The sequence below is a fragment of the Streptomyces sp. UH6 genome (assembly GCF_013421635.1).
GTDB classification, from domain to species: domain Bacteria; phylum Actinomycetota; class Actinomycetes; order Streptomycetales; family Streptomycetaceae; genus Streptomyces; species Streptomyces abyssomicinicus.
Map to the genome: position 1 here is coordinate 1 of NZ_JACADT010001261.1, position 1,366 is coordinate 1,366.

Below are 1,366 nucleotides of genomic sequence, written 5' to 3' on the forward strand. Positions count from 1 at the left end.
GCGAACGCCAGGCCGCCGTCGAGCCGGAACATGGCGTCGTAGACCGCCGGGTTGCGTTCGGCGAAGCCGAGGTAGGCGCGGGCGAGGGCGGTGACCCGGGCGCGAGGGCCGTCCGCGGCGGAGGTCGCGGCCCGCAGCGCCACGGCCATCTCGGCCGCCCCCTCGAGGGCGACGGCGCCGATGATCTCCCGCTTGCCGCGGAAATGGCTGTAGAGGACGGGCTGGCTGTACTCGATGCGCTCGGCGAGCCGCCGCGTGGTGACCGCGTCCCACCCCTGCTGCTCGGCGAGTTCACGGGCCGTGGCCACGATGAGGCGCTCGCGGCCCGCCCGTTCGCGTTCCTTGCGTTCCTGTACCGACATGCATCGACCCTAGCATCGCTAGACAATCGAGCGGCAGCAGGTCTAGCGTTGCCCCGTCATCTAGCGCCGCTAGATCCATGGAGGGGTCATCATGCTCAACGCACTCGAGGTGTTCACCACCGTGCTCGTCGGCCTGATGGTGGGGGTGGAGTTCTCCGTCGCCTTCGTCGTCAACCGGATCCTCGGCGCACTGCCCGAGGACGCCGGCCTGCTCGGCCGCGCCCACGGGGGCCGGATGCTCGGCGCCCTGATGCCGGTCTGGTACTTCACCTCGCTCGCCCTCACCGCCGTCTGGGCCGTCGCCGGACGGCACCGCCCCGGCGCCGGCCTCGTGGTCGTCGCCGCCGCGCTGCTGGTCCTGAGCGTGATCATGTCGGTCCTGCTGCTCGTCCCGATCAACAACCGTGGCAAGACCTGGACGCCCGAGAACCGGCCCGAGGACTGGAAGGAGCAGCAGCACCGCTGGGACCGATGGCACCAGGCCCGGGTCGCCGTCATCATCGGCGCCTTCACCCTGCTGGCCGCCGCCCTCGCCTGAGCCCGCGCTCAGGGAAGCAGACGCCGCTCCTTCGCCACGGCGACGGCACCGGCCCGGTTGTCGACGCCGAGCTTGTCGTAGATGCGGCTCAGATGGGTCTTCACCGTCGCCTCGCTGATGAACAGCGTGCGGGCGATCTCGCGGTTGGCCAGACCCTGGGCGAGCTGGGCCAGGATGTCGAGCTCCCGCGCGGTGAGCGCCGGACGGGGAGCGCGCATCGCGGCCACCACACGGCCGGCGACCGGCGCGGAGAGGGTGGTGCGGCCCCGTGCCGCGGCGTGGATGGCGGCGAACAGCTCCTCCGGCCGCTCGGCCTTCAGGAGATAGCCGGTGGCCCCGGCCTCCAGCGCACGGGCGATGTCGGCGTCCGTGTCGTAGGTGGTGAGGACCAGGACGCGCGGGGCGTCCGGCCGGGCGGTGATGCGGCGGGTGGCCTCGATGCCGTCGGTGCCGGGCCCGAGCTGCA

General features: G+C 72.4%; 3 protein-coding genes. 1 reads left to right on the forward strand and 2 read right to left on the reverse strand.

The window, feature by feature from the left end:
- On the reverse strand, positions 1 to 362 hold a 362-nt coding region (locus HW445_RS31100; protein ID WP_180224123.1), incomplete at its 3' end, for a TetR/AcrR family transcriptional regulator.
- A 91-nt stretch (positions 363 to 453) separates the two neighbouring features.
- Between HW445_RS31100 and HW445_RS31105 the strand changes: the two genes are divergently transcribed.
- The gene (locus tag HW445_RS31105; protein ID WP_180224124.1) at positions 454 to 900 is read left to right on the forward strand and encodes a DUF1772 domain-containing protein; all 447 of its coding nucleotides are present in this window, start codon (positions 454 to 456) and stop codon (positions 898 to 900) included.
- A gap of 8 nt (positions 901 to 908) precedes the next feature.
- Here HW445_RS31105 and HW445_RS31110 read toward each other — a convergent pair.
- Positions 909 to 1,366: response regulator transcription factor (locus HW445_RS31110; protein ID WP_180224125.1), on the reverse strand; the 458-nt coding region annotated here is incomplete at its 5' end.